Annotated in this window: 22 protein-coding genes; 19 read left to right on the top strand and 3 right to left on the bottom strand. The window is 24.9% G+C overall.

The genetic code is table 11. The features are described 5' to 3' along the window. Positions 1 to 44 precede the first annotated feature (44 nt). The 9 genes from rpsD (at position 45) to CP523_RS04795 (ending at position 8,579) form a co-directional block, all read left to right on the top strand. Positions 45 to 641: a 30S ribosomal protein S4 gene (rpsD, locus tag CP523_RS04835; RefSeq protein ID WP_066675776.1), complete on the top strand. Its 597-nt coding sequence runs from the start codon at positions 45 to 47 to the stop codon at positions 639 to 641. 334 nt (positions 642 to 975) lie between these two features. Further along, positions 976 to 1,518, top strand: coding sequence for a hypothetical protein (locus tag CP523_RS04830; RefSeq protein WP_066675778.1), 543 nt, complete (start codon positions 976 to 978; stop codon positions 1,516 to 1,518). Positions 1,519 to 1,521: 3 nt separating this feature from the next. Continuing rightward, complete coding sequence (locus tag CP523_RS04825; protein WP_120140578.1) at positions 1,522 to 3,717, top strand: tyrosine-protein kinase family protein; 2,196 nt, start codon at positions 1,522 to 1,524, stop codon at positions 3,715 to 3,717. Between the two features lie 140 nt (positions 3,718 to 3,857). After that, positions 3,858 to 4,007, top strand: a complete 150-nt coding sequence (locus CP523_RS04820) for a HepT-like ribonuclease domain-containing protein (RefSeq protein ID WP_227909574.1) — start codon at positions 3,858 to 3,860, stop codon at positions 4,005 to 4,007. A gap of 168 nt (positions 4,008 to 4,175) precedes the next feature. Then, positions 4,176 to 4,448 carry a helix-turn-helix domain-containing protein gene (locus CP523_RS04815; RefSeq protein WP_066675782.1) on the top strand — a complete coding sequence of 91 codons (273 nt, stop codon included), beginning with the start codon at positions 4,176 to 4,178 and terminating at the stop codon, positions 4,446 to 4,448. Positions 4,449 to 4,463: 15 nt separating this feature from the next. Next, on the top strand, positions 4,464 to 5,435 hold the full coding sequence (locus CP523_RS04810) for a helix-turn-helix domain-containing protein (protein ID WP_120140577.1): 972 nt from the start codon (positions 4,464 to 4,466) through the stop codon (positions 5,433 to 5,435). Between the two features lie 22 nt (positions 5,436 to 5,457). Continuing rightward, positions 5,458 to 6,789: a replicative DNA helicase gene (locus CP523_RS04805; protein ID WP_066675786.1), complete on the top strand. Its 1,332-nt coding sequence runs from the start codon at positions 5,458 to 5,460 to the stop codon at positions 6,787 to 6,789. Positions 6,790 to 7,318: 529 nt separating this feature from the next. After that, positions 7,319 to 7,816: a hypothetical protein gene (locus CP523_RS04800; RefSeq protein ID WP_066675787.1), complete on the top strand. Its 498-nt coding sequence runs from the start codon at positions 7,319 to 7,321 to the stop codon at positions 7,814 to 7,816. Between the two features lie 130 nt (positions 7,817 to 7,946). Beyond that, a complete protein-coding gene (locus CP523_RS04795) occupies positions 7,947 to 8,579 on the top strand; it encodes a hypothetical protein (RefSeq protein WP_120140576.1) in 633 nt (210 codons plus the stop codon). 266 nt (positions 8,580 to 8,845) lie between these two features. Here the strand turns inward: CP523_RS04795 and CP523_RS04790 are convergent, their stop codons facing one another. Continuing rightward, complete coding sequence (locus CP523_RS04790; RefSeq protein ID WP_120140575.1) at positions 8,846 to 9,352, bottom strand: hypothetical protein; 507 nt, start codon at positions 9,350 to 9,352, stop codon at positions 8,846 to 8,848. Between the two features lie 285 nt (positions 9,353 to 9,637). Between CP523_RS04790 and CP523_RS04785 the strand changes: the two genes are divergently transcribed. Continuing rightward, a complete protein-coding gene (locus CP523_RS04785; RefSeq protein ID WP_120140574.1) occupies positions 9,638 to 10,870 on the top strand; it encodes a hypothetical protein in 1,233 nt (410 codons plus the stop codon). 5 nt (positions 10,871 to 10,875) lie between these two features. Beyond that, entirely contained in the window at positions 10,876 to 11,541 is a 666-nt protein-coding gene (locus CP523_RS04780; protein ID WP_120140573.1) for a VanZ family protein, read from the top strand. A gap of 291 nt (positions 11,542 to 11,832) precedes the next feature. Here the strand turns inward: CP523_RS04780 and CP523_RS04775 are convergent, their stop codons facing one another. Further along, the gene (locus CP523_RS04775) at positions 11,833 to 12,909 is read right to left on the bottom strand and encodes an acyltransferase family protein (protein ID WP_120140572.1); all 1,077 of its coding nucleotides are present in this window, start codon (positions 12,907 to 12,909) and stop codon (positions 11,833 to 11,835) included. Positions 12,910 to 13,427: 518 nt separating this feature from the next. Here CP523_RS04775 and CP523_RS04770 point away from each other — a divergent pair. Then, positions 13,428 to 13,685, top strand: a complete 258-nt coding sequence (locus CP523_RS04770) for a hypothetical protein (protein ID WP_066675794.1) — start codon at positions 13,428 to 13,430, stop codon at positions 13,683 to 13,685. Here the strand turns inward: CP523_RS04770 and CP523_RS04765 are convergent. Beyond that, positions 13,669 to 13,896 carry a hypothetical protein gene (locus tag CP523_RS04765; protein ID WP_066675796.1) on the bottom strand — a complete coding sequence of 76 codons (228 nt, stop codon included), beginning with the start codon at positions 13,894 to 13,896 and terminating at the stop codon, positions 13,669 to 13,671. The genes CP523_RS04770 and CP523_RS04765 overlap by 17 nt on opposite strands. 273 nt (positions 13,897 to 14,169) lie before the next feature. Between CP523_RS04765 and CP523_RS04760 the strand changes: the two genes are divergently transcribed. The 7 genes from CP523_RS04760 (at position 14,170) to CP523_RS04725 (ending at position 20,813) form a co-directional block, all read left to right on the top strand. Beyond that, complete coding sequence (locus CP523_RS04760) at positions 14,170 to 14,946, top strand: ABC transporter ATP-binding protein (RefSeq protein ID WP_066675797.1); 777 nt, start codon at positions 14,170 to 14,172, stop codon at positions 14,944 to 14,946. Continuing rightward, on the top strand, positions 14,936 to 16,969 hold the full coding sequence (locus CP523_RS04755; RefSeq protein ID WP_120140571.1) for an ABC transporter permease: 2,034 nt from the start codon (positions 14,936 to 14,938) through the stop codon (positions 16,967 to 16,969). Before CP523_RS04760 ends, CP523_RS04755 begins: the two co-directional genes overlap by 11 nt. Positions 16,970 to 16,977: 8 nt before the next feature. Next, the gene (locus tag CP523_RS04750; protein WP_353888259.1) at positions 16,978 to 17,667 is read left to right on the top strand and encodes a response regulator transcription factor; all 690 of its coding nucleotides are present in this window, start codon (positions 16,978 to 16,980) and stop codon (positions 17,665 to 17,667) included. After that, positions 17,660 to 18,685 carry a sensor histidine kinase gene (locus CP523_RS04745; protein ID WP_120140570.1) on the top strand — a complete coding sequence of 342 codons (1,026 nt, stop codon included), beginning with the start codon at positions 17,660 to 17,662 and terminating at the stop codon, positions 18,683 to 18,685. The genes CP523_RS04750 and CP523_RS04745 overlap by 8 nt, the downstream gene beginning before the upstream one ends. 567 nt (positions 18,686 to 19,252) lie before the next feature. Continuing rightward, positions 19,253 to 19,573 (top strand): PadR family transcriptional regulator, encoded by a 321-nt coding sequence (locus CP523_RS04735; RefSeq protein ID WP_120140568.1) that lies wholly within the window; start codon positions 19,253 to 19,255, stop codon positions 19,571 to 19,573. 15 nt (positions 19,574 to 19,588) lie between these two features. Next, the gene (locus CP523_RS04730; protein ID WP_120140567.1) at positions 19,589 to 20,317 is read left to right on the top strand and encodes a DUF2812 domain-containing protein; all 729 of its coding nucleotides are present in this window, start codon (positions 19,589 to 19,591) and stop codon (positions 20,315 to 20,317) included. Positions 20,318 to 20,438: 121 nt separating this feature from the next. After that, the gene (locus CP523_RS04725) at positions 20,439 to 20,813 is read left to right on the top strand and encodes a cytidine deaminase family protein (protein WP_120140566.1); all 375 of its coding nucleotides are present in this window, start codon (positions 20,439 to 20,441) and stop codon (positions 20,811 to 20,813) included. Positions 20,814 to 20,835: the final 22 nt, after the last annotated feature.

Genomic DNA, 20,835 nt, shown 5'->3' with positions numbered 1-20,835 from the left:
TATGTTAAAATTACTTCATAGTTTAATTTTAAAGGAGGTAAACAATGGCTAAAGATAGAAGACCACGTTTTAAAATGTGCAGAAGACTTGGTTTAAATGTTGTTGGTCATCCCAAAGCAATGGACCGTGCCATTAAGGGGACTAGCAGAGCAGACAAAAAGTTATCAGATTATGGAGTTAGATTGTTAGAAAAGCAGAGGTTAAGAGCTTACTATGGTGTATTAGAAAAACAATTTGAAAAGTATGTTTATGATGCGTTTAATGAAAAAGGTGTTACCACAGGCGAAGCCTTACTTATTAGATTAGAATCTAGACTAGACAATATGGTGTATAGAATGGGATTTGCAAACTCAATTAGAGCTGCAAGACAAATGGTTACACATGGGCACCTTCTTGTTAATGGAAAGAAGATAGACATTCCATCATATAAACTAGTACCAGGTGATGAAATCTCATTAAGAGAAAAATCAAGAAAGATTCCTAATTTTGTGGAGGCTGCGCAAACCAATAAAAGTAATATTTTACCTTATATAAATAAGGACTTAGATAATTTTAAAGGATCTTATACAAGATTACCCCAAAGAGAAGAGATTCCTATTCAAATTAATGAAAATCTAATAGTAGAATTCTATTCTAGATAATATAGCTATAGTTTACATACCTTCTTAAATTAAAGTATATTTTGCCAACAGAAAGAAGTCATACATTTTGTATGGCTTCTTTTTTTATTTTGTGGAAATTATATAAATATCTAGAAAAAATTCTTTTTTTGAGTAATATTTATCTTTTTAAAATTTTATTTGCAAATAAAAGGATAAAAATGGTATAATTTGAGAGTGGAATTTTAAATTATTAAAAAAAAATATTATAATAATTAAAATAATGTAAATTTTTTATATTTAATCTGATTTATATATAGGATATAATAAAAGTAATACAGGAAGTATATATTAATTATGTTATTTAGGAGAAAATATGAGATTAGAAGATTTTAAAGACATAGAAGAAGATTTTCAAATTACTTTTAAGGAAAGGCTAAGAGATTATATGAGAATTTTTAATCTAGGTGATGACCATAGGATTATTGCAATGCATATGGGGGGCGTATTCTTAGAATGTCTATTAAAACATAAAATTATTTCAATGTATGAATTAAAAAAATGTAAATACGTAAAGAAGAACGAAGTATGGTTTTCAGATGAAGCAGTAAGGGAAATAGTTACTGAGGACAAGCCTACTGAACAGTATATTAAATCCAGAGGAATTATAAATCCAGGACATAACCTAATTAATGCAATTAAGCTTTTAAGAGATTTAGACGAATCTTTAAATAGTTACGATATGGAGTTAGTAAATAATCCACTAATAAATGATTCCAAAGAATATAAAAGTTTTATTGATTTAGAATATTGTACTATAAAGGATTTTAGAAATCTTGAGAATACTTTTGATAGCTGGATTAAAAGCTTTAATAATCTAAAAAGTATAATTGTTGCATATAAGGGATGGGAGGAATAAAGTATGCTGTATAACAATAGAAAGAAAAAACTTATAGATGATGTAAGATCATATTTTGTAAATGGTTATAATGAGTGGATAACCATTGACATAGTTAATTTAAATAGAGTTGATATAATTGGGGTTACTGAAAGAGCTAATGATATTCTTTTGGCTAAAAAGTACATACATAAAAAAATCGAAGAAATTAATTTATTAGGAGTAGAAAAAGAGTGGGAAGTTTTTACCCCAGGAATTATTGAGCTATATACAGAAATGGAAGCTAAGTTTTTACAGTTAGATAGAACAGTAAAAGTTAGTGGAGCAGCTTCTTTTAGTGAATTCATAGATAAAAACGATTTAGAAGAGCGTTATGAAGAAAAGAAGATTATAGCATTTTATTCATATAAGGGGGGCGTAGGAAGAACTTCAGCCTTAATACAAACTGCATATTCTTTAGCTGAAAGAGGCAAAAATGTTGCCTTAATTGACTTAGATTTAGAATCTCCAAGTTTTAATTATGTTTTTTCAAATGATATACAATCTGATACTGGACTAATAGATTATTTACATGAAAACATTTATGATACTAACATAGAAAGAAATAATTCAGGTTTAGAAATAGATTCTTTTATAACTAAGCTAAATAAAGGTTTTTTAGGTGATATATACATAATTCCAGCTGGGGAAGTGAATTATAATTATATAAAAAAACTAGAAAGAATAAAGCAAAATAGCGTTTATAAAAATAGCTATATTGAATATTTAATTGAAAAAATAAAACAGATGTATGATATAGATTATATATTAATAGATTCAGTAAATGGCATAAATAAATGGGCAGCATTAGCGTTAACAGATCTTGCAAGTGACGTATTTATTTTTGGAGGGCCAAATAAAGAAGATATTTCAGGAATAAAATTAATTTTAGATATAATAGGAAGTAAGAGAAAATCCACTATTGTTATGTCAAAAATTAAAGGTCATGGAGAAAAAGTAGCTAAATCCTTACTTAATGATTTAGGTATATATGAAGATTTTATATCTATTAAGTATGATCCAGATATAGAGGGAGCTTCAAATTATATAACTGAAAATAGGTTAGAGGATTTTGATGAAATAAGTAACTTTATATTAGGAAATGATAATACAATACAAAATAAGAGATGGATATATGAAAATAAAGAAAAGGTAAGAAGAATTTTAGATAAAATAAGTGCTAAAAAATTATTTTCAAATGTAGTTATAAATAATGAAATAAATATCTTAGATAAAAGTAAATTTATAATAGTAAAAAATAATAATGTTAATTTAGAAAATTTATTTCAAGTTAACAATAAAAAAATAAACAAAATAGATATGTTTAAATTAGATGTAAATCTTATAAATGCTACCAACAGTCCAGTAGATTCACTATCAGTGATATTAGCGTATTTATTTAGTTCCTTCGAAGAATTATTTAGTATAGAAGTCAAAGCAGGACTAGAGGGATTTGAGGATAGAGTTATAGCCTATAGCGAAGAGTTTATAAATGTCAAAAGAAATAAAAATGTAGCAAAAATATATGAAGATAAATGTAATGAAATAAGTGAACGATTATCCCAAATGGGAAGAAATGATAATATATATATGTATTGGAGTTTAAACGATTTAGGATTATTACTAAGAGATGTTGAACAAGAATGGATAGCCAATGAAAAAAGCTTACTTGATATTATATTCTTAGCTACAGATATAATAAATAGCATTAAAAATATTAATTTAAAGATTATCATGGATGAAGATGTATATGAAAATATTAATAATTATGATATGTCTATATTAGCGGGCATAAACTCTAATATATTAAACTTATCTTTAAAATCAGAAAATAAAGATGCTCTTAGAGACATAATAACTGAAATACTAGATAAAAGTATAATGTACTTAAATAACAGTGTCATGCGTTCTGAAACAATATTGAGAGATTTAAATTTATCAAAGGAAGATGATATAAACTTAAATTTAGTATATTGTGAAAGAATTGTTGAAAATAGCTATTCTAAAACCCTTGCAGCATGGTTAGCTGAAAGGTTAATTTATGTTGAGGATTTAAGCAAGGAAGTTATATTAGATGTTATAGCTAAGGCTGCTGAAATAGAGAAATCTAATGAAAATTATAAAAGAAATAGTATTATTACATTTGAAAGCTTCAAAAAGGCATTAGAGGATGAAGAATAATAAAATATAATTTTTATATATTTTAATTTATATGTTTTCAGTATGTTATAATTATGATGATCTATATTATTGAAAGAATAAGAAAGAGTGGTACAGTATATGGGAAATGATATTATATATAATAAAATATCAGATGAATTGTGCACAAAAAGCTTAAACATATGGTTGGTTTTAGAAATATAGCTGTTCACAACTATCAAGAAGTTAGTCTTAAAGTTATTAAAATGATAATAGAAAAGCATATATATGATTTTAATGAGTTTATATATGCAATTAATAAATTAATATAGAATAGATGTCTTTTCCTGTCGGAAAAAACTTTTAAAAAAAATCATGTTTTTTACGTAAAAATCGTAAAAAACATGATTTTTTTCGTATTTATATATTAGAAGGATAATTACATAATGTTTATTAATTACCTAGAAATTTTATATATAAATTGAGAAAGGAGTTTTCTTATGGAAAGAAAGAATTTTACTGTAATTGATAATTGGATTTTAGAAAGTGAGGATTTAAATATTGAGGAAAAGTATTTTCTTATAGCTTTAAAGAAATTTGATCATAGAAATTGTGGAGAGGTTTTTCCAAGTTATAAATCATTAATGATGATTTGTAGTACAAAAAGAAAGGCAAAGATTTCTAAGTTAATTAAAGCTTTAGTTGAAAAGGGATATATTGAAAAGAAAATTATAAAAAGAGTTAATCATTATTATTTTAAAAAAGATTTTTAGTTAGGGGGAGAGTTTATGGGGATGATGAATTACATGGTAAGTGAGGAAGCTATATTTTTAGATGAAAGGTTAAATGCAGAGGAAAAGTATTTTTTAATTGGTTTATGGTCTTTAGATAGAAGTAGAGTTGGAGTTGTTGAAGTTACTTATAAAGATATTATGGATTTTATAAAAATAAGAAGTAGGTCTAAGATTTCAAAACTTCTTTCAAACTTAAAAACCAAGGGTTATATTGAAATGATGAAAACAGGAAGAGCTACTAGATATTTTCTTTATAAGGGATATTTATTTTATAAAAGTTTGGTAGAGAAGACTTTGAATATAGGTGGACAAGAGTTTAAGAAAGTGAAAAATAATAGTGAAGAAAATATAGAAGATAAAGTAGATGTAGAAGTATCAAAAGATAATAATATAACTAAAGATAAGGTAAATAAAAAAGTAACAGAAGATAAAAATGTAAGTAAGAATGAATATGATGATGGAGGTATTAATGGAATATCTAATATGAAAAATTCAAATGAAAAGTACTCTAAAGCCTCTGAAATAGGTGAAGTTCTTCAAAGTCTTAATGGTAAAACATCAGATGTATCTATGGTTTCTAAAGTTGGAACCCATAATGGTTCTATAGATGAAACCCTAAAAATACAAGAAAAAAACAATAATATATATATAAGGATTATTGAGTGTTGGAACTCTTGTAACATAAATGGCAAAGAGGAGTTAAGTTTAAAAAATAAGCTTGCTATGGAAAAAGCTTTACTTAACTTTTCAGTTTATGAAATTATTGATGGCATATCTCATTATTCAGAAATTCTTAAAAGTAAATATTACTATAGCTTTGTATGGTCTTTAAAGAGCTTTTTAGTTAAAGACAATGGTATTAAAAGATTTGTTGATAAAGGGGATTTGTGGAATCAATATTCTTTGAAGTTTAAGAATAAAGATAAATTTAAAAAGAAAATGGACTTTACTAAGTATATATATTAATAGGCTGTAGGAGGAAATATTTATGCTTACAAATCAAGAGGTTATATTAGAGCAAGAGATTTTAGGAGGAATATTTAATAATAGCAAGTTGCTTTTAAAGGCTAAAGAGAGGATAAGCCCTTTTATGTTTAGAATTGCAACTCATAAAAAGATGTATGAGTATATTTTAAGAATGTCTGAAGAGGGGAAGGCCATAGACACTATAAACTTTCTTGAAAATTATAAAGAGGTTACTAAAGAAATAGGTGGAGTAACTTATATTACCCAAGTTGCAACATGTTCAAGTAGTGATGAAAATTTTATAACTAAGCTAGAGCTTTTAGTTGAAAATCATAAAAGAAATGAGCTTTTATCCCTTATCCAAAAATTAAATCACAATTTATCAACAGCAAATATGATTGAACATGTGGAAAACACCTTAGCTTCTGTGTATAAATCTTCCATAAAGAAAGAAGTTGACATAGTAAGTCCTTATGAAAACTACTTAGATTGGCTTTATAACAATAATGGGGAAAATGGATTTGAAAGCGGTCTTAATAAACTTGATAAGATGCTTTGTAATTTCCAAAGAGGTCGTCTTATAACTTTCTTTTCAAGAAGTGGAGTTGGAAAAACTACAATGTCATTACAAATTGCTTTAAATATGGCTATGAATGGGCAAAAAATAATTTATTGTAGTGGAGAAATGAGCAATACAGAAGTTTTTAATAAAATGTCAGCAAGTTATTGTTATATAAAATATGCTGATATTTCTAATAGAACATCCATTCTAGAAGAGAAGAAGGACAAGATCAACTTTCTTGTAACTAAGCTTCTTAGCAATGATTTTTACGTTACTAATGAAACTAATGTAGATGCTTTAATAGATGAAATTAAACTATATAAGCTAGAGCATGGCTTAGATATTATATTTGTTGATTATATTAATAAATATATAGGTGGAGTTTCAGGAAATTCATTAACAGAAAAGCTTGGAACAATTTCATCAAAATTCAAAACTCTAGCTATGAATGAAAATATCTGCGTAGTACTTTTAGCACAAGCAAATAGAGGGGTTGATAGAAATATTTCAGATAATATCTGTGATAAGATATCAGAAAGTGATATACAAGATAGTGCAAGAATAGAACAAGATAGCGATCAAGTTATAGCCCTTTATAGAAATAAAAAATTAGAAAATCCAGCATATAGAGATGAAATGAGTATAGAAGGAAAAGTTAATTACAACTCTAAAAGCGCCGACGAAAATCCAAACTGCATAAATGCAATGATACTAAAAAACAGACACGGAGAAAAAGGAATGGTGGGATTGCGGTGGTTTGGGGAGTATTCGAGAATTGAGAATATGTTTTAGATGAAAGTTTGTAGAGTATGAAGTAGTTAAGCAAATACATTCAAGAAAGCTATATTAAAGTTGTATTTATAAAACTCTAGGGTCCATAATAATGTCTCTTTCATGTGTCACCTAACTAATCTCTTCAGTAGTATTATTTCTACAAGTTTATTTATAGTAAACTAAAAAACTATATTTTTTCAAGTTTTAATATCTTATAAATGGCTTAAAATCGTTAATTTTAATTTCTTAGTGAAAATTACTTTTAATGAAATTTACAAAATTATGGGATCTTAATTTATAATTTGAAGCTTCATAAATATAGCTTTAAAATTTAATATTTAAGTTACAAGTTATGACAAAAAAATAAATTATAATAATGTATAATTAAACAGAAATATATAATATGTTAAGTTAATATGAGTACAAATTCTGTATAATAAAAGCCATTTTTTATATTATGGTTATAAAATTTAAAAATAATGTAGAAGATGTAGAAAAGTTTATGTAGTACACTTATTTAAATTGGTTTTGGTTGAAAACATATTATATGACATTTAATATAATTTGTATATTAAGTCCAATTATAATTAATGTTTATGATGTAAAGAAGAAGTCAGAATTTTATAGTGATGCTTCTATGCTGATTCTTAAGATATTAATGACTATAATTATGATTTTATTTGATATATATATATTTTTTTATTTATTACCAAAAGTGATAATGAAAATATTTAAGAAACTTTCTATTAAACATTATAAAAACAAGCCAATTTTTTCAGCTGAAAAGACAGTGTTAGTGAAGGATGATTCTATAGAAGTTACATATGATAATAAAAAGTTAATTATTCCATTAAAAGAAAATATTTTTGCACATGAGTTTAAAGGAAATATAATTATAGCATCTATTTTTCTTAAGAATAAAATAAATAAAGTTTATCCTGTTATAATTCCAGTAACAGCATTTGAAAATGAAGAAAATAAAGATGAATTTATTAGAAATATTAATGAAAAAGGATGTTTTATTGGGACAAAAGTAAATAGTTAGGCATTATTCTAAATCAAGATTCTATGAGGTTTTAGAAGACATGTATAATGTTAGCTTAATGTTTATATACTTTATTGATTAAAGTAACATATAATTATTTTTTTAATTATACTGTATTGGAGTTTTTATTATGTATTTAATGAAAAATATAAAACAAATTTTTGATTATAAAATTAAAGAATTTCTAGCATTATCGGGAGGGTTAACATTAATCTTTTTACTTACAAGATTAGATACACCAGATTTTATTGATGGGTATATGCTAGCTATTTTAATTACCATTTCTATGATGGGAAGATATAATTTTGTTTCAGAACATATAGTAAAAGAAGATTCTATTTACTTAAAAAAACATAAGGCAACCTTAAAATATATTATATCAAAAAATCTAGTTACACTTTTTTTAGTTATGATATTAGTTTTTATAGTTTTCTTACTAGAATTTATAATAACTAAAGCAACTTTATCCTATGAATTCTATTTTAAAAGTTTAATTTTATCTATATTAACAATGGCTTTTAATAATATTATTTTCATGTTTAATAATAAACCTGAAAAATCAAGCTCAGCTGAATTTGATGAGTGGACTAGTATTGTTTTAGGCTTTAAGAGTTTAATTAATAGTTTGCCATCTATTTTAATTGTATTTATAATACTGTATTTTAATAAATATTTATATAACATAAACATGTATGATGCTTTAATAGTTGAGATAATGTCAATTATTTTATTAAATTTTAAGTTGAAAAGCGAGTATAAATAATATATTAAAATTAATTATTCAAATATTAATCTTTATTTATAGATTAGATTAAAGTAATAATAAAAGCCAATGTTTAATATAGCATTGGCTTTTATGTTGACTAAAGATGGATTTAACCATAAGATAACTATCTATATTTCAAAAGTCTTGTTGTCAATGAAAATCATAGAATAACAAACATATAGCTTAAGACTTTAAAATATCTGTATAAGAAATGTGACCATCCATATTTAGTTACTTAACTTTGTTTTACAAAAGTTTGAAGATTATTCACCAGCCAGAACCTTCTTTAGACTTTCATCTATAGCCTCAGAGTCTTCAGGATGATTCATAAGCAATTCAGTTGACTTCATAATAGCAGCAGAATGTGAAGTTTGTACTGATTGTTTTACTTTAGAATCATCAATAGAATCAATGTAATCTTCTTGTTTCTGCCAAGCTTCTTTTATTAAGTCATAATAATCTTTTTCATTTGCTTCTTGGTGCGTATCTTTTTGTACATCCTCATCCTCTTGTTTACTTTCTACTGCATTTTCAACAGAGGGATGTGTATTTTTTTGTACATCCTCTTGTTTGCTTTCTACTACGTTTTCAACAGAAGGATTTGTAGTTTTTACACTTTCTTTTACCGAATTTTGAGTGCTGCTAACAAATTGGCTTGTACTTGATTTAGAAGAATTATCTTCTTCTGATGAATTCTTTTTTTGTCCACATGAGACAAGTGATAGAGATAATAACAATAATCCTAATTTCAAAAATAGCTTTTTATTCATTTCAAATCTCCTTAAAATAGATATTTCATTTTTGTTAGAAATATATCGACAGATTTATTTTAAATCAATATTAAAAGAAAATGAAGTAATATGATTTTCTATATTCATTTTAACAATGAACACCATTATAATTAATACTTGAAAAAATTGCAATTTATTTATTTTTTATGTATAATTTTCATGTGAAAAATAAATTATATTAATTTTTTAGAAAAAATATAACCTAGTATATTTATTTGAATTGAGAAAAAGTAATAAAGAGAACTTTTAAAATGGGAGGATTATATGAAATTACAAAGGATAATAAAAATTAAATGTTATGAAAGCTTAATTTTTATTTCAATTTTTTTATTAACTATAGTATCTAATAGCATTTATGAGGCTGTTTCATTACAAAAAAATTTAAATTCACAGCATATAGATACTGGATTTATACAATTGAAGGATAATTATGATGGATTTAAAGGAAGACTATCAATTATAGAATTTTTTAATGAACCTAATTCTTTAGATAAAATGAAAAAGTTATACATAGATATCGCTAATGATAATAATTTGAAGTATTATGAAATATTAAAGCAACCTTTAACGTATATCGGAGAGTATAAAGGTAACCCCATATGTACTAAAGGTGAAGAGTTTATTAATAAAGAAGTAGATGGAAAGCTTATGACTACAGTAAATTCATTGCAAATAGGTTATAAAACTAGTAATTATTTAAATATGAAGGATAAAATCGAATGTGGAGAATATTTCTCGGGGGATGATTATCTTTTAGATGAAAGTAAGGCAGTTCCAGTGGTTTTAGGTTATTCATATTTAGAGAATTATAATATAGGAGATTATATTCAATGTGATTATTTATTTTTAAACCTTAAATTAAAAGTTATTGGATTTCTAAAAAAAGATAGTAAATTTTCTATAGAATACGAAAATTTCTTAGATGATAAAATTATTATGCCTTCATTAAATATAGAAAGTGATAATTTTTCAGACAGTAAATTTACTAAGATATTATATTCTTTAAAAAATACTGGCTATATTCCATATGATAATGACAGTGAATATAATTATATAACAACCACAGTTGATAATATAGTTGATAAATTAGATATTGATTGGACTTATCGTGGCAGAGTAGAAAACCCATTTAAAGAAAATCCAGTTAATATTTCTGTTAAAGCAAGTAAAATTATAAAAATATCCTCATGGATTTTATCATTAATTTTATTAATATTAATTTTTATTTTAGAGAAAAAAAGATGTGATTTTGAAGATTTTAGCCTAAATAAAAGGGATCGCCTTATAATGAAGACAAAAATTTTCGGGGGTACACTTCTACAAATAATATTACTATATATAATTACATGTTTTATATTGTGGGTTTGTTTTAGAAGTAATGTTATATATTTTACGCTAAAGAACATACAAATAAGAGTGTTTCCAATTATGTTACTTGGCTTTATTATTATAGTTTATATAAATAACTTACACATAGAAAAGTCAGTAAAGGAGTGATTTATATGAACATTATTAGTACAGCTATTTTTGGAGCTATTCCATTTTATATATCAGCAATTCCAATAATATTATTAAATATGCTTTTAATTAGTGAAAAAAGAGCATTGCTAAATATTAGATTTGAATTAAAAGAAAAAATAGCTATCCTTGGATTCATACTAAGTATAATATTTGTTTTAGGTATTACAATAGGAAATAATTCTTCTGCCTCTTTCGATATGGTAAGATTGAGGAGTATAAATATAATCCCTTTTAAGGGTATGAACGTTCAGTATTTATTTGCACTTAAGGGAGATATGTATTCTATAGTAAATCTCTTTGGAAATATTCTTATCTTTATTCCATTTGGTTTTTTTCTATCAATATATTATAAAGATGATGCAAAAGAGAGGTTTAAAATTATAATAACTGCAATGATTATATCTTTCTTTATAGAATTTTTACAGTTATTTATAGGACGTGCTGTAGATATAAACGATATAATTTTAAATACAACAGGAGTACTTTTAGGTAGAATTATATTCCGATATTTTAATATTATATTTGGAAATATCTTAAATACTATTAATTTAAGATGTATAAATATATCTAATAATAAAGGAGTAAAAAGAATAAGGATACTACAGTTATTTCTTTGGATTATTTTTCTTGTATTTAATTTGATGTAAATTAAATATAACTAATAGTATAATAATATTTAATGTTATGTTAAGTAAATCTTTACTATATCCAAGAGTAAATTTCAAAAAACTATAAAAATTTAATCTATACATATTATATATGTGTAGTACACATTAATAATAAAGTCCAGCAAATTACTTGCTGGACTTCAATTTTTTATAATTTTAAATTATGAAATAAAGACTCTATTTATGCTTTTTCTCAATAAAACATTTATTATTCCCATAGAAAATATTAAAACACCAATTAGGTTTTTAATAAAAAAAGATAACATATAGCTAAGTGGTTATACTAGGTGTAGATTTTAATGAAACATTATTTTGAAATTCACCTAAAAGTAAACGTTTAAATATCTTAAATCTTCTAAGTATATATATAGAAAATGGTAAGCAAAAACTTCCTACTATCATATTACTTATAAAAAATATATTGTAGTTAGAAATTTTTAATATTTTAGTTATTAATATCATTGAAGTTATTTGAAAAAACCATGAAAAAAGGTAAATGTCCATAGAGTATTGTCCTAAATAGGATAATGTACTGCAGACTTTTAAATTTTTAATCTTTTCTATAAGCATAAGTATTAGAATCATACCACATAATCCACAAAGAAAATTTAAAGTGCTTAAAAGATATTTTGATATAAATATTCCATTAGTTATTATATATGAATAAGAAAAAATACAGATTGCAGAAATAATAAAGAGAGTTATTTTTTTAAAGGTAGAAATCATTTTAAATATATTATTTTTATTAGCTTGATAATATGTTCTAAAATAAAGTCCTATAAGAAAATATACTAAAAAGAAGTTTATTCTACTAATAGATAAAAAGTTTATGTATTTAGGTGTAAAGATATTTAGCAATAATGATAAGGTAATTGTTAGCTTTAGTGGTAGCTTAACAATAAATGGTGCAAGTATAGCAATAAAAAATAAAGTGTATAAAAACCAAAGAGCTCCCATAATTCCATCTTCAGGATATAAAAATATTGTTTTAATCCTATCTAGTAAAGTACTAGTAGATACCGGTTCATTAAGTACTTGTTTAAAAGCAATAATTATAAAATTAGTTATAAAAGAAAATATTAAAAATGGAACTCCTAATCTGTAAAACTTAGTTTTTATAAAAGATAAGTATTCTTTATTTAAATTCATATTAATAATTTTGTATGATAAAAAACCAGATACTAAAAAAAATAATGGCATATGAATAGAGTAAATTAATTGTACCATGAATTCATAAGTATAAGGTCTTTGTAAAAAAGATGGTGTAGAAGCATGTCCTATAAAAACTAATAGTATTGCTATTCCTTTAATATAATTAATTTCTTTGATAGTATTTTCTTTTATCATATAAGTTATGTCCTCCTAAAAATAAGTTGATAAAAATTTATATTATCTATTTGAATTTTATTTCTGCCAATTTACATCTTTCTTTTCTTCTAATTATTTAATCTGTAGTCTAACTAAAAAAGGATCTGCCTTTAACTAACTAATAAAAGAGCCCAACAAATCTTTAATCTTTCTCGAAATTGAATTACATTTATATAAAATTATATCATTAAATACAACTTTTTCATATAATTTGAAGAGAAAATTTATAATAATTTAATTTTTTTTATATAAAAAAGTATTTTAATGGTGATTTTCAAATTAGTAATTATATAAGAATTTGTTAAATCAATAATAAATTTTATAATTTTTATTGCAAATTTAATATGGGTATTAAAGAGGAGTTTTAAAAAATAGCTTAATAATTTTAAGCTATTAATTTTACTAATGATAAAAATAATGAGGTAAGTATAAATGAGAAAAATAAAACCTTTGAATGATTTTATATTTCTGAAACTACATTAAAGTAGTTGATGAGTTTGGATACAGCAATAGAAAAAGCTGAACAAAAAATCGAATATTTAAGTAGTGATGAAGAAGTAATGAGGATTTATTATGAGAGAGAAAGGTCACTTCATGAAAGGGCAAATATGATTAACTCAGCAGAAGCAAGAGTAATAGAACAAGGGAAAAAAGAAGAAAAGAAAAATATACCAAGTGAAATATTATCAGTTGTAAAGTGTTTATATTCAGATTGGGATTATTTCTTTTATATATTATCTAATTTGTCTTTTTAGTAGTTATGGCTTTATATAGATTAAATGTAATTAAAGCAATTAAACAAATTAAAATTAAGTAAATATAGGGTAATGAATTCATGAAATAATCTGTATTTGCATTTTGTGGTAATCTTGAGTCATTATCTATTTTTATAGTAATAAGAAAGCTGACAAGTATAATTATTGATGTGAAAGTGTTAAATAAATATCCTTTTTTAAAGATCTTCATAGTGCACCATCCTTTTTCATTTCACTGGCAAATAGTTTTATAAATATAATCCTATATTAGTATATATATTCAATATTAACATATTTTACCAAAAGTGTGTTATTAATTTTATATAAATTTTTTATTTGTTTTATATTTAAAACCTTTCAGCAACTGTAAGTGTTTTATATTATAAACTCCATTTATAATAAGTATATAGATAAGAATTAGTAACAGTTAGATTCCGGAGTTTTATTTGTTAGATATAAAGTTATGAAGTGAAAGGTGATTATAATGATAGAGAGAATATTAGAAGTTAAAAACTTAAAAAAATATTATGGTAAAAAAGATTTTGAAACTAAGGCTTTAGATGGAATTAGTTTTCAGGTAATGAATGGTGAATTCATTGGAATTATGGGAAGCAGTGGATCAGGAAAAACAACACTTCTTAATTGTATTGCAACTACAACTCATCCTACTGAAGGCAATATTTTATTAAAGGGAGAGAGAATAGAAGACTTTAAAGGAAATAAATTAGCAGATTATAGAGGAAATAAGATAGGTTATTTATTTCAAAACTTTGAGCTACTAGAAAATTTGACTGCAAAGGAAAATATTCTACTTCCAATGGCTATTCACAATAAATTGAAGAAAAATAGTAATATAGAATTAGAAAAGTTAGCAGAGTATATGGAGATTACAGATGTATTAGATAAATTTCCTAATGAAATTTCAGGTGGACAAAAGCAACGTGTTGCAGCAGCAAGAGCTTTAATTTTAAATCCACAAATTATTCTTGCAGATGAACCTACAGGAGCATTAGATTCTAAAAATGCAAAAGCATTAATGCAAAAACTATCTGATTTAAATGAGGATGAAAAAACAACTATTTTAATGGTTACTCATGATGCAAATGTAGCTAGCTTTTGTTCAAGAATTTTATTTATACAAGATGGAAAGCTTTTTCATGAGCTAAGACGTAAAAAGCCAGAAGAATCTAGGCAAGATTTTTATGAAAGAATACTTCTAGTTATGGCACAACTAGGAGGTGGAAGTGCAAATGTTTTATGATTTAGTTAAGAGAAATAGTAAGCGAAATAGAAAAGAAAATGGGTTATTTTTTGTATCATTAATTATATCTATTGTTGCATTTTATATTATTTTATCTCTTGAAAAACAAGATGTTATTATATTTTTAAAGACTATGGAAAGTGAAGCACTAAACAAGTTATTTTTATTGATTCCATCTTTATATGGATTATCATTATTTATCTTATTTTTTCTTGTATATTTTGCAGGGAAATATCAACTAGAAAGAAGAAATAAAGAACTTGGAATGTATTTAATGCTTGGTATGAAGCGTAGTAAGTTATTATTAATGCTTTTTGCAGAAGAGTTATGGAATAGTATATTGTCAGTACTAATTGGTATTCCAGTTGCAATCTGTATATCTGAAATTATTAGTTTAGTAACAGCTAAAGTTATAGGGTTAGGTATAATAGGACATAATTTTTCATTTTCATTTTCAGCAATTATAGGAACTATTATAGGATATTTTATTATTAGATTTATAGCACTTATTATTTTAAGTGGTAAATTTTCAAGAAAAGAGGTTACCGAATTACTTTCAGAATCTCAAGGAGAAAAGAAAAGAAAAATAAATAAAGTAATTGTTATTATTAAATTAGTTTTAGGAGTAATATTACTTACAGTTGCATTTATTATAGCAATTAAGGGAGTTTCATGGGGAAGTATAAAGCTTATGGGGATTACACTAATATTAGGACTTATTGGAACTTTACTATTATTTCAAGGTATAGGTGTATTATTTGAAGTAATTCTTAAAAATAAAACTAACATAAATGAATTAAATATGTTTACCTTTAGACAATTGCAAGAATCAGTATTTTTAAAGCCAAATACTTTAGCTATTTCATCACTTTTAATTTTAATGGCAATTAGTTGTTTTGCATATGGTATTCCAGTAGGATACTTATTTAATTCAAAGCAATCTCATGTTATAGACTACACATTTGAAGCAGAATATAAGGATGTGGAGTCAGTAATAAATAAGTTAGATTTAAATGAGTATATTGATGGCATATATGCTATGAATTTAGGAATGTTTCATGGTGACAATAGTTTTTCAGCAAAAGATTTGATAAGTGTAATAGAAAATCAAAAGAATGAAGAGGGTAAAGATACTTTATTAAACAACCTTCAATATATGGATAGTCCGTATTTAATTTCTGTAACTTCATATAATAAGCTTTTAGAGTTACAAGGAAAGGAAAAAATTATATTAAAGGATAATGAGGTAGCTCTTTATAATGATCCTAAGTTTAAAGTTGGAGATTTAATTGAAAATGCTTTAAAAGAAAGACCTACTTTATATTTTGATAGAGAAGAATATAAGTTAATAGATAAATGTTATACTGATAGCGTTGTAACAGATAAATTAATTACTATTAGCTATGGTTTAATAGTTACAGAAGAAGTTTTTAACAAATATACTAGTGAAAATAATGTTAGCACTTATTGGAATGCAACTTTAAATAAGGAATTTGTTAAGGAAAATGGGTTAATGCAAGCTATTAGTAAAGTTAATGAAAAACTTAATACTACTGATATACTTTATGAAAGTTATCTTCAAAATATAGGAAGAGAGTTGTTTTATACTGTTGCAGCAAGTTATGTAACTATTTATTTAGCAGTTATTTTTCTAATAATAGCTAATACAGTTATGGGAGTACAATTTTTAATGCATCAACAAAAAACAAAAAAGAGGTATCAATCATTAACATATTTAGGTGCAAGCTATGAAGTGCTATGTAAATCTGCAAGAAGTCAAATTACTTGGTATTTTTCACTACCAATAGCAATTGCAGCAATAAGTAGTATATTTGCAGTAAGAGCATTATTTACAGGTATTGTGACAACAAGAATGAAGGAACAAGTTGGTAAACTAATGGTTATTTCAATTTGTGTTGTTGTCTTAATATGTGTGATAGAATTAATTTATATGCAATTTGTAAAGAAAAGCAGTGATAAAAATATTTTAAAGATAATGGATATAAAAAGAGAAGATAATTAGAGGTGATAATGGTGAAGAAGATTTTAATTGTAGAAGATGAACTTTTTATGAGAGAGGAACTTCAGTATATTTTAGAAAAGGAAGGTTATGATACCTTTTGTATAACGAAGTTTTCAAATCCAATAGATGAGATTATAGCTGCTTCACCAGACCTTGTATTATTAGATTTAAATTTACCTAGAATATCTGGGTTTGAAATTTGTAAGGGAATTAGACAGAAAAGTAATGTACCAATACTTGTTTTAACAGGTAGAGATCAAATGAAAGATGAATTACATGCTCTTGATATTGGTGCAGATGAATATATAAATAAACCTTGCCATAAAGAACGTTTATTAGCAAGAATAACAAATTTATTACGTCGTTTAGATGATAGAAAGAACTTTGTAGAAATAAAGGACATTAGTTTAGATTTACAAACCTATACTATTAACGTTAAAGGTAAAGCTATGATTTTACCTGATAATCAGGGAAAGATTATGAAGCTATTACTTGAAAATTATCCAAAGCTTGTTACTAAGGAGATGCTATTTAAGAGTCTTTGGGGTACAACAGAATATATAGATGAAAATGCTCTTCATGTTAATATGACTAGGTTAAAGAAATCATTACATAATTTAGATACTCATTATAAGATAAGTACAATTAGGGGGAAAGGTTACTCCTTAGAGCCTATAGGAGATAAGAGTAATGATTAGAAAGTTAAAAGGAATATTTCAAAAAAATAGACTTTGGATTATTGTTATATTTACATTGAACTTTATATTTGGAGTATTGCTATGGTTAAGTAATGATAAAGCTTTTATTTATATTTTTCCTACAATGATTATTGGTTCTTTAATTTTATATTGTGCTACAGCATTTAGTATTTATAAAAATGACTTAAAAAGAGAACAAGCAATTAGAAGGTTTTTAGATGAGCCAACTAAAGATGTGGAAAATGAAATTATTAGCTTATTTAATTACGAAGAAGTAGAAGTAATAAAAGATATAGGTGAAATTTTAAGGCAAAATCAAAATACTATAAATACTCATAAGAGAGGAATTGATGAGTATGAAGAATATATAGAGGCTTGGGCACATGAGATAAAAACTCCTTTAGGGCTAATGACCTTTGTACTAGATAATAGAAAAGAAGAAATATCACCTATAGTATATAAAAGACTACAATATGTAAGAACAAAAATGCAAGAGGATATAGAAAGAATGCTATATTATGCAAGGCTAAAATCCACTTGTAATGATTACTTTTTCAAAGAGTTATCATTACAAGAGAGTTGTATAGAAGTAATTGAAGAATATAAAGTAATATTACAGGAAAAATCTATAGATGTAATACTAGACATTGGGGATTATAAAGTACTATCTGATAAAAGAGGAATTCAATTTATTATAAGGCAAATAATTAGTAATTCAGTAAAATATAAAAATATCGAAATAAGTGATCCACATATAGTTATTACTTCATATGAAAATGAGAAAAATATAATCCTTACTATAAGAGATAATGGAATAGGAGTTAAGGAATATGATATACCATTTATATTTGAAAAAGCTTTCACAGGTGAAATTGGAGAGCAAAGAAAAAACTCAACAGGAATGGGATTATATCTAGCAAAACAAATGGCTAAAAATTTAAAAATAACCTTAGAAGTAAATAATAATTATACCCATGGGTTTGAAATTTCATTATTATTTCCTAAGGTAATTCATTGAATCCTTCTAGGCAGTATTTTATATGAAAAATAAAGATATTAATTTATATGATATTTTCACAAGATATTCCTATAATGATATTATGAAATTGCTTGAAAGCTCAAAAAGCAAAGAAGAAAAAGACTTTTATGCGAATTTATAAAACATCATATTACAACGAGAACAAATGAAGGTTATAGATAAGTAATATAAAACAGGCAAAAGAAAAAGGATTTTATGTTACCATGAATTTTAATAATAAGTAGTAGAAGTTAAGCAAATTTTACTGCTTATTTTTTTATGAAAATATATAATTAAAACTTGAATTTGAAATATTACTAACTATATTGTATATGTGAAAGTATATAGTTTTTAATAAAATTGGATTTTAAAATGTAATGATAAAAGTTTGGATAACGCCTACAGGGGGTGGCTATAATAGCAGCATTCCTTGTGGTGTTTTTTTATAATTAAACAAGATATATAAATAAAAAGCAGTAGATAAACATTTGACATATATATCATTTATTGATATAGTACATTTAATGATATATCAATAAATGATATAATGATAGGAAGGAGAATTTTATGCCAAGAAAAGATTCTATTGATATTGGGGAACTAACAGATTCTGCTTTTTATATTTTATCTAGTGTCATTGAGGAAAAGCACGGATACCTAATTATGAAAACTATTGAGAACCTTACTAATAATGAAGTTACTATTGGTCCTGCATCACTTTATACAACACTTAAAAAGCTTTTATCAGCAGATTTAGTGGAATTAAGTTCTGGTACAGATGAAAATAAAAAAGTATATAAAATAACAAATAAAGGACGAGAGATGCTCATAAAAGAGATTGAGCGTAAAAAGCAGATGGTTAAATTTGCTGAAAATTTTTTAAAGTAGAAAAGGAGGGTATTCATGAAAAAGAAATATGTAATGATTAGAGGACTTGCATTTAGTGAAGAAGATGATATGGAAAAACTAAAAAATTATGCAAGTCAAGGTTGGATATTAGAAGACATAGTAGTAGGAATTTTCTATAAACTAAGAAAAGATAAGCCTCAAAACATAGTATATAACCTAGATTACCAAACAGAGACAAATGAAGAATACTTCACTATGTTTAAAGAGGCTGGATGGAAACTTGTTGTTTCTATAGAAAATTATATGCACATTTTTTCAGCACAAGTTGGAACTAAACCAATTTATAGTGATTGTGAATCAGAAATAGATAAATATACAAGTATAAGAAATACAACAAGAAAAGGAACTCTATATTCTTTAATAATAGCTATAGCATTAATGGGGTTACTAGTTGTTTCCTTAATGGTTATTAAACCTATATTTCTGATTATCCTTGGATTATTAATAATTGATATATTTATATTTGTATTTAATTTTATGCCTTATTTAGCATATAATTCAAGAATCAAGCAAATAAAAAAGTATGGTAAATGTAACAGTAAAACAATAGATAATAAAATTTCATGGAAATTATATGGAATTGCAGGCGTTTTATGGTTAGCTATAGGAATATGGCATTTAATTGGAGAACTATATTTTTCTTCAGTATTTTTTATAATTTTTGGTGCTTTTTTTATTTTTTTAAGTTCATCTTACTTTAAGAAATATAAAAAGTCTTTATAAATTATATACAAATTAAAGAATATTAAGATAGTATAACAATACCAAGTAACATCAGGTTTGATATTATATAAATAAATAGGAATTTGTATGGATAAAGATATATTTAAAAGGATATAAAGTTATGGAGTTTAGTAAATTATATGAAATTGCAAAAGCTACATTAAATCCACGTGAGTTATCACGTAGTGCTTATGCAGCCTCTGTAGCAGCAGCCATACTTACAGAAAAGGGGAATGTATATAAGGGAGTTTGTATTGATACACCATCTTCAATGGGATTTTGTGCTGAACATGCAACAATTGCTACTATGATAACAGCAGGAGAAAGTTGTATAGTAAAAATGGTAGCTGTTTATCGTTCAGGTGAAATAGTTGCACCTTGCGGACGCTGTAGAGAATTTATAAATCAGATTGATTATAATAATTATAAATGTGAAGTAATGTTAAAGGATAAAATTCTTACAATATCAGATTTACTTCCAGAACCATGGAACTAATAACATAATGGATAACTATGAC

This window comes from Clostridium septicum (genome assembly GCF_003606265.1).
Taxonomy (GTDB): domain Bacteria; phylum Bacillota; class Clostridia; order Clostridiales; family Clostridiaceae; genus Clostridium; species Clostridium septicum.
Note: the sequence above shows the minus strand (reverse complement) of the source record. Positions and strands in the feature narration are given on the sequence as shown.

Coding starts and splice junctions, on each gene's coding strand:
- rpsD (WP_066675776.1), top strand. CDS start 45: ATGGCTAAAGATAGAAGACCACGTTTTAAAATGTGCAGAAGACTTGGT.
- CP523_RS04830 (WP_066675778.1), top strand. CDS start 976: ATGAGATTAGAAGATTTTAAAGACATAGAAGAAGATTTTCAAATTACT.
- CP523_RS04825 (WP_120140578.1), top strand. CDS start 1,522: ATGCTGTATAACAATAGAAAGAAAAAACTTATAGATGATGTAAGATCA.
- CP523_RS04815 (WP_066675782.1), top strand. CDS start 4,176: ATGGAAAGAAAGAATTTTACTGTAATTGATAATTGGATTTTAGAAAGT.
- CP523_RS04810 (WP_120140577.1), top strand. CDS start 4,464: ATGGGGATGATGAATTACATGGTAAGTGAGGAAGCTATATTTTTAGAT.
- CP523_RS04805 (WP_066675786.1), top strand. CDS start 5,458: ATGCTTACAAATCAAGAGGTTATATTAGAGCAAGAGATTTTAGGAGGA.
- CP523_RS04800 (WP_066675787.1), top strand. CDS start 7,319: ATGACATTTAATATAATTTGTATATTAAGTCCAATTATAATTAATGTT.
- CP523_RS04795 (WP_120140576.1), top strand. CDS start 7,947: ATGTATTTAATGAAAAATATAAAACAAATTTTTGATTATAAAATTAAA.
- CP523_RS04790 (WP_120140575.1), bottom strand. CDS start 9,352: ATGAATAAAAAGCTATTTTTGAAATTAGGATTATTGTTATTATCTCTA.
- CP523_RS04785 (WP_120140574.1), top strand. CDS start 9,638: ATGAAATTACAAAGGATAATAAAAATTAAATGTTATGAAAGCTTAATT.
- CP523_RS04780 (WP_120140573.1), top strand. CDS start 10,876: ATGAACATTATTAGTACAGCTATTTTTGGAGCTATTCCATTTTATATA.
- CP523_RS04775 (WP_120140572.1), bottom strand. CDS start 12,909: ATGATAAAAGAAAATACTATCAAAGAAATTAATTATATTAAAGGAATA.
- CP523_RS04765 (WP_066675796.1), bottom strand. CDS start 13,896: ATGAAGATCTTTAAAAAAGGATATTTATTTAACACTTTCACATCAATA.
- CP523_RS04760 (WP_066675797.1), top strand. CDS start 14,170: ATGATAGAGAGAATATTAGAAGTTAAAAACTTAAAAAAATATTATGGT.
- CP523_RS04755 (WP_120140571.1), top strand. CDS start 14,936: ATGTTTTATGATTTAGTTAAGAGAAATAGTAAGCGAAATAGAAAAGAA.
- CP523_RS04750 (WP_353888259.1), top strand. CDS start 16,978: ATGGTGAAGAAGATTTTAATTGTAGAAGATGAACTTTTTATGAGAGAG.
- CP523_RS04745 (WP_120140570.1), top strand. CDS start 17,660: ATGATTAGAAAGTTAAAAGGAATATTTCAAAAAAATAGACTTTGGATT.
- CP523_RS04735 (WP_120140568.1), top strand. CDS start 19,253: ATGCCAAGAAAAGATTCTATTGATATTGGGGAACTAACAGATTCTGCT.
- CP523_RS04730 (WP_120140567.1), top strand. CDS start 19,589: ATGAAAAAGAAATATGTAATGATTAGAGGACTTGCATTTAGTGAAGAA.
- CP523_RS04725 (WP_120140566.1), top strand. CDS start 20,439: ATGGAGTTTAGTAAATTATATGAAATTGCAAAAGCTACATTAAATCCA.